General features: G+C 59.2%; 5 protein-coding genes and 1 pseudogene. 2 read left to right on the forward strand and 4 right to left on the reverse strand.

Annotated features, from left to right (window positions below):
• Nucleotides 1-11: 11 nt before the first annotated feature.
• Nucleotides 12-995 (reverse strand): sulfotransferase domain-containing protein, encoded by a 984-nt coding sequence (locus tag FJ867_RS24125; protein WP_140513529.1) that lies wholly within the window; start codon nucleotides 993-995, stop codon nucleotides 12-14.
• A 433-nt stretch (nucleotides 996-1,428) separates the two neighbouring features.
• On the opposite strand from FJ867_RS24125, the gene FJ867_RS24130 reads away from it, so the two are divergent.
• Nucleotides 1,429-2,328, forward strand: a complete 900-nt coding sequence (locus FJ867_RS24130; RefSeq protein ID WP_140498428.1) for a formyltransferase family protein — start codon at nucleotides 1,429-1,431, stop codon at nucleotides 2,326-2,328.
• 57 nt (nucleotides 2,329-2,385) lie between these two features.
• Here the strand turns inward: FJ867_RS24130 and FJ867_RS24135 are convergent, their stop codons facing one another.
• The 3 genes from FJ867_RS24135 to FJ867_RS24145 form a co-directional block, all read right to left on the reverse strand.
• Nucleotides 2,386-3,414, reverse strand: coding sequence for an NAD-dependent epimerase/dehydratase family protein (locus tag FJ867_RS24135; RefSeq protein ID WP_140581285.1), 1,029 nt, complete (start codon nucleotides 3,412-3,414; stop codon nucleotides 2,386-2,388).
• Nucleotides 3,411-4,760, reverse strand: coding sequence for a UDP-glucose/GDP-mannose dehydrogenase family protein (locus tag FJ867_RS24140; protein WP_140513535.1), 1,350 nt, complete (start codon nucleotides 4,758-4,760; stop codon nucleotides 3,411-3,413). Before FJ867_RS24140 ends, FJ867_RS24135 begins: the two co-directional genes overlap by 4 nt.
• A gap of 537 nt (nucleotides 4,761-5,297) precedes the next feature.
• Entirely contained in the window at nucleotides 5,298-5,972 is a 675-nt protein-coding gene (locus FJ867_RS24145; protein WP_140818786.1) for a hypothetical protein, read from the reverse strand.
• A 606-nt stretch (nucleotides 5,973-6,578) separates the two neighbouring features.
• On the opposite strand from FJ867_RS24145, the pseudogene FJ867_RS24150 reads away from it, so the two are divergent.
• A pseudogene (locus tag FJ867_RS24150) lies at nucleotides 6,579-6,700 on the forward strand (molybdate ABC transporter permease subunit); the annotation flags it as partial.

Below are 6,700 nucleotides of genomic sequence, written 5' to 3' on the forward strand. Positions count from 1 at the left end.
CCCTCTTAACGTCAGGACGTCGATGGATTATTTCCATACTTCTCGGCGATCTCCGCCAAGTTGCTGCATGGATTGGTGGAAAGGGATTCGACGACAGGAAGATCTCTCTTGATCGTCTCGCCTTGGCCGTGTTCATCCATGAATTGGCGGCGAAGTTCATACCAGCCGCATGCGAGCCGCGTTCCGCCACGGGCAAGCAGTTCGATCGCGGCTGGAGTTAGCCAGTCGATGCAGGTCTGCTCAATGAGTTCGGCTTGCGCATCACTAAGATGATCGGAAAAGCCGCCGACCTTGCCGGGACGCGCATGCTGGCTTTCGCCATCGTGGGCCGCTAGGCCGCCCGCCATCTCATGCTCACGCATTACATCGAAACGCGAGGCGTCGATAGAATCCTGAAGCGCGCGCACGGACGGTGTGTGGCCGAGAAATCTCAGGATACGCGTGCAGGCACCCATAGGGTCTTCCGTCAGTTCCCCATAGCCCAATACTGCACTTACGTGATGCTTTAGACCTCTACCCCAATCATTCAGATATACTATCAGAGCCGGCAGGCCTTGTTCGCGATCGGCAATGAACGCGTCCATGGTGCCTTCGAAGCAGCGTTTGTGACGTGTGGCATCGAAATAAGCTGACACGATTACGTCGCGCGGATCTCGAGTCATGAAGATGATGGGTCGGTTGAGAAAAAGCGAGCGTCTATAGGTGAGGTGCGAAACCAGGACGAGCGGCACACGATGGCGCTCATCTGTGTAACGAAAAGCCGGGATGCCCCTCGTCGGATCGAGATCGAAATCCGGAAGAACCTCGAACATTGGCGAAAGATGGACATTTTCGCCGTTGGCGTGGCGACGAAAGTATTCCGAAAGGATATGTCTAAGCTGGGTTGCTCCGGATTCGGGATAGGAGACAAGAAACGCGTCTGCGCCCGACGCAGCCCAGGTCATCCTGATCCGGGCGTCGATCTTATGCAATGTCAGACGGGTGGTCGTCAGCATGGTGACAGGTCTTCAGTCCTTGGGGATCGTAGCGCAGCATGTATGACGTCGCAGTCGAAGGACGCGATGGGCGGGCTGCCGGCCATGGCCTTGAGTGGTACCGCGCAATCTTCGTAGCGGGACGAAAGCACAAATGCGTCGGCGTCCAGAAAGCAGGATCGCCATGCGTAGCAGATCAGATCCGCCCTTCCCGACTGTAATGGCGCTGCGATCCAGAAATGCCAAGCCGGCGAAGCTGTCCATCGCGTATTCCAATCCCGCTGTCGCAACCCCTAAATACCCAGCTTTCTTTGAAGGGACGAGTTGCACATAGGGATGCATCGCCGGCTGCCGTTTACCTCTAAAGGAGGACTTGGGCGCAGAAACGAAGCAGACAATAGAAGAGATCTGTGTCCATCTATCGCTCACGCCGGTGAGTTGGAGCCTTGAATTCATGCGCATAGCCTTTGTCGGTGCGGTGGAGGGATCTCGGGTCGCATTCGATGCCCTTGTCGAAGCTGGCATGACGCCTTCGCTGCTTGTCACCCTTGCGGGCGAAGCTTCCAAACGCCATTCCGATTTCGTCGATCTGGCGGGGCCGGCACGTCTGGCCGGGGCCGCGGTCCACCTGACCAAGGACATCAATGCGCCCGACACGATCGACAGGCTCGAAGCCGAGCGGCCCGATTTGACGATGGTGGTCGGCTGGTCGCAAATCTGCCGCGGCGAATTTCGCTCGGTCGCCCGATATGGCTCGATCGGCTTTCACCCGGCGCCGTTACCGCGTTTTCGGGGCAGGGCGGTGATCCCCTGGACGATCATTGCGAATGAAAAGGAGACGGGCTCGACTTTCTTCCGGCTCGACGAGGGTGTCGACAGTGGCCCTATCGTCCTCCAGAAGCTTTTTGCCGTGGCACCGGACGAGACCGCGCGCTCGCTTTACGACAAGCACAAGCAGGCACTGTTCGAGATGACGCCGCTTGTCGTTTCGGCGATAAGTCGTGACAAGGCCGTGGGCGTCGCGCAGGACGAATCCCTTGCCAGCTATTGCGCAAAGCGCACGGCCGATGACGGAATAATCGACTGGAGCGATGCTGCCGAGAATGTCCTTCGTTTCGTCCGCGCCATCGGCGATCCCTATCCGGGCGCCTTCACTTTCACTGCCGGTGCCAAGATCGTGATCGACAAGGCGCGCATGTTTGCCCCGCCTGGGCGCCATATCGGGCTGACCGGCCAGGTCCAAACTCATACCGACAGCGGCTTTACAGTGCTTTGTGGAGACGGAGCCGCCATTGAGGTGACATCCTGGCATGGCGAAAGGCCCAGGATACATGCCAAGCTGGCCTCGGCATGACCAACCTGTGTCGCGCCAAGGACCTAGGCGCGTGCACGGAGCACAGGTCTGCGCGCTTCAGGCGGCGATTGTCGGCCGCGACGGCCGTTCTTCCAGATACCAGCGTACGAAGGCGGTCACCCCGTCCTCGACGCTGGTGCAAGGGCGAAAGCCCGTAAGGGTCTCCAGCAGGCGGGGGTCGGCATAGGTTGCCCGCATGTCGCCAGCCTGCATCGGCAACATCTTGCGGATGGCGCGTTTGCCCAGGCAGTTCTCGATCGTCTTGATGAAAGGCAGCAGCCCGACAGGCTCGCCGCCGCCTATGTTGACGACACGCCACGGCGCGACGGGTGACAGCGTGTCGACGACGCCGGGAGCGGACGCCGCGCGACCTGTCGCAGGCGTGCATTCGACGAGTCGGACGATGGCTTCGACGAGATCATCGATATAAGTGAAATCGCGCTTCATCAGGCCTTCGCCATACACTTCGATCGGACGGCCGTTCTCGATCGCGTCGACAAATTTGAAGAGCGCCATGTCGGGCCGGCCCCAGGGGCCGTATACGGTGAAGAAGCGGAAACATGTGGTCGGCGTTCCGAAGATATGTGAATAGGAGTGCGCCATCGCCTCCATCGCCTTCTTCGTGGCCGCATAGAAGGTTAACGGCCAATCAGCCTTGTCGGTTTCGACGAATGGCATCTTGTCGTTCGCTCCATAGGCCGAGCTCGTGGACGCAAGGAGCAAATGCCGGGGCTTGAGATCACGCGCAAGCTCAAGGACGTTGAACGAGCCGACGAGATTGCTGTCCGTGTAACTTCGCGGATTGTCGATTGAGTAGCGGACACCGGCCTGCGCGGCCAGATGCACGATCACATCGGGCCGGGCGGAGTCCGCGGCGCGGCGAAGGGCATCCAGGTCTTCCAGTTGGCCGATATGGGCGCGAAAGGCGTCGTATCTTTCAAGCAGGGCGTGTCGGGACTGCTTCAGGACGATGTCATAGTATGGCGTCATGCCGTCGAAGCCGGTGACGCGATGACCGTCGTCGAGCAGCCGGCGCGCCAGGTGAAAACCGATGAATCCTGCGGTGCCGGTGACCAGATACCTCATTCCGCGGCCGCGGCGAAAACTGCCTTGTCTCCGACCGCTCCCTCACCGATATTCACGTACTCGAAGCCGTGCTTGGAGATGTCTTCCCGCCGGTAAATGTTGCGCAGGTCGACCACCACCCGTTTCGACATCGTGCGGGACAGTCGTTCAAAATCCAGGGCGCGGAACTGATTCCACTCGGTCACGATGACCAGCGCGTCGGCGCCCTCGGCGCATTCATAGGCGCCTTCGGCATAGCTTACGCTTGTGCCGAGCACGATTTTCGCCTGTTCCATGCCTTCGGGGTCATACACTCGGACATGTGCTCCAAAATCGATCAAGGCCTGGATGATCGAGAGGGAAGGCGCTTCACGGATGTCATCGGTGTTGGGTTTGAAGGTAAGACCCAGCAAGGCCACTGTCTTTGCGCGGACATCTCCGCCGCAGGCAAATACGATCTTGCGCGCCATGGTGCGTTTTCGCTGGTCGTTCACGGCAACCGTCGTTTCGATCAGGCGCAATGGCGCGCCGCTGTCCTGCGCCGTCTTGACCAAAGCCAGCGTGTCTTTTGGAAAACAGGATCCTCCATAGCCCGGGCCGGCGTGCAGGAACTTTGAGCCGATGCGATTGTCGAGCCCGATGCCCCGCGCTACCTCGCGCACGTTCGCGCCCACGCTCTCGCAGAGATCCGCGATCTCGTTGATGAACGTGATCTTGAGCGCCAGGAAGGCGTTGGCCGCATATTTGATCAGCTCGGACGTGCGGCGGCCGGTAAACAGGATGGGTGCCTGGTTGAGATAGAGCGGCCGATACACCTCCGCCATCACCTCCCGGCCACGCTCGTCCGACGGGAGGCCGATAACGATCCGGTCTGGTCGTTTGAAGTCGTCGATCGCGGCTCCTTCGCGCAGGAATTCCGGGTTGGAGACGACGGCCACATCGGCCAGGGGATTGCATTGGCGAATGATCCGTTCGACCTCATCCCCCGTGCCCACCGGCACCGTGGATTTGATTGCCACCACGGTGAACCCGTGAACAGCGGCCGCGATTTCCCGGGCCGCTTCGTAGACATAGGACAGATCGGCATGGCCGTCGCCTCGCCTCGAAGGCGTCCCGACGGCAATGAACACCACGTCCGCATCGGCGACTGCCGCTGTAAGCATGCTGGTGAAGGTGAGCTGGCCGCTCGCGGAATTCTTGTCGACGAGGTCGTCGAGACCTGGCTCATAGATCGGCATTCTTCCGGCCTGGAGATCGGCAATCTTGGCCTCCGCCTTATCGACGCAGACGACTTGATGGCCGAAATCAGCCAGGCAAGCGCCCGATACAAGACCCACGTAACCCGAACCAACAATCGCGATGCGCATGTAACCGCCACTCTGATGATGACAACTGACGCGATTAAGCCAGCAGCGGCCAAGAAAATGGAGTGCGCAATCGGATAAGACATTACCACTTCCGAGACCTGGTATGGGCCCGGACGGTCGTCTGGCGCGGTTTGACAACGCTAAGTGCTGATGGCCATTGCAAATGGACGAGACGAGATGATCCGGCGCGCAGCCACGCTCGGCTGCAAGCCGGCTGACGGCGCTTCATTGGCGCGTCGATTGCTTGAGTTCATTTTCCGTCAAAATTCCGGTCGGCGGCCGTTTGGTCTTTTTGCCATGCTCTTAGAGGTAGTTCGGTTCTCGCTTCAACTTGCCGTCCGGGAGCCGAGTCAGGAAATTGCCCTCGAACAGCCTCGCCTGAGCATGATAGATCTTCGTCCGGGTGAGACTGCGCGCTGGAGTGTTCTGCCGTGACGAACAACGCTAGGCAGAGCACGCCGAGGCCGGCAGGGCGATTTTCCGGTCCATGCAATGGAATTGTTGCGGGGCTGCGCGGTCGCGTTTGCCGGCGAACATTCAAAGAATGTAGCTGTGGGCCTCGCTTTCCGTCGCACTGTCAGCCGCGGAGATAGGCTTGGCGAAGAGGAAGGCACCATCTCGCGAGAACAGATCCGCCGGCATCATCTGGAACTCGCGCTGCGAATGCGGGACATCCAATTCACGATCGACAATATGCCAGAGGCTGTTGAAGAACGACCCGTCGGCTTGCCTCATGCTTTCCCCCCGAAGCGGCTTTCTCGATGAGAAAACCGTTGCTGGATTGGCCCACATGTCGGCAATGGCGATATCGTAATAGCCGGGATGCGCGGCATTGGGTTTGATAATCGCGAAGGGCGTGTTCTTTTCCGGCCAGCCTACGCGGCCCACGGTCAGGCACTCTTCCGGCTCGGGCAATCTTGCCTCCACAAGATAGGCCAGTGCCGCATCGATGCCGCCGATTTCCGAAACGACGCACGATGTCAGTCCCGCGCGGGCAAGCTGCATCAGCTTTCGAGCCTCTTGTTCATCCATATCGGCCCATCTCAGGAAAGCCATCCATTGCTGGTGCAGGCAGTCGTCCTTGGCCTGGCAAAGAAGTCGTCCTGCCTCCAAAGCGGATTCGACCCTCCTCCTGTCCGCCTCCGCGAAGGCTTCCCGCGCAGGGCGAATTCGGCCGGCAATTTCCATCAGGTCATTTGAGATGTTTTTCATATCCTCCTCCCCAGGCGGATTTCTAATCTGATTCATGCGCTCCATGATGCGTTGGTTTTGTATTGCGTAGAAGGCCATCACGGGAACGCGTGAGATATCTTAGTGGCGTGGCCAACCTATTCTTTTGAGCAAGGGTCCCACTTCCGACTGTCGGCTGATCCGCGCGCGATTGTGTTCGCTACTACTTGCTGCCATAGCTTCGCTTTCGTCATTGTCGGCGTCGCCTGGTCCACACGACGACGTCTGCAAATTCTGCCGTCCGATCCGCCGAACGCCGTCTGCCGGGCGGTATGCGCGCGGTGGATGCTCGGGACCCAACGCTGGTCGCGACATGCAAGCTTCTGGCTTAATTTTTCGACGATTGAAGAATGCGCGTACCCTATCATTTCGGTGATGGTGCTCATCCAACCAGACCTGGAGACCTGCGCAGTAAGGAGTAGTCAGAAGAGCTGGAGAAAGCCCGAATGACGGCGAAGGAAGAAAATCCACACGCCTTTGGGCGAATGGAAGTAGGCGCCGTATCTTTCAACGAACTTGCACGCCCAAGGCTCTTGAAGTCATAGCGAAGGGCAATCTGGCTTGAAGAGTGGGGCGATCCGGAACTCCATGACAGCAGTGGCCATCACAGCACCCGCTCGGGCGGGTTGGCGATTTCGACAGCCGAGCGTCATTCCGGGTTTCGGATTGACGCTCGGCTTCTCGCTTGCCTACCTTACCCTCATCATCCT

The organism is Mesorhizobium sp. B2-5-3, from assembly GCF_006441005.1.
In the GTDB taxonomy this organism is placed as follows: domain Bacteria; phylum Pseudomonadota; class Alphaproteobacteria; order Rhizobiales; family Rhizobiaceae; genus Mesorhizobium.

Bases quoted from the DNA above. Each gene is read 5' to 3' on its own strand.
- FJ867_RS24125 (WP_140513529.1), bottom strand. From the start codon at position 995: ATGCTGACGACCACCCGTCTGACATTGCATAAGATCGACGCCCGGATC.
- FJ867_RS24130 (WP_140498428.1), top strand. From the start codon at position 1,429: ATGCGCATAGCCTTTGTCGGTGCGGTGGAGGGATCTCGGGTCGCATTC.
- FJ867_RS24135 (WP_140581285.1), bottom strand. From the start codon at position 3,414: ATGAGGTATCTGGTCACCGGCACCGCAGGATTCATCGGTTTTCACCTG.
- FJ867_RS24140 (WP_140513535.1), bottom strand. From the start codon at position 4,760: ATGCGCATCGCGATTGTTGGTTCGGGTTACGTGGGTCTTGTATCGGGC.
- FJ867_RS24145 (WP_140818786.1), bottom strand. From the start codon at position 5,972: ATGAAAAACATCTCAAATGACCTGATGGAAATTGCCGGCCGAATTCGC.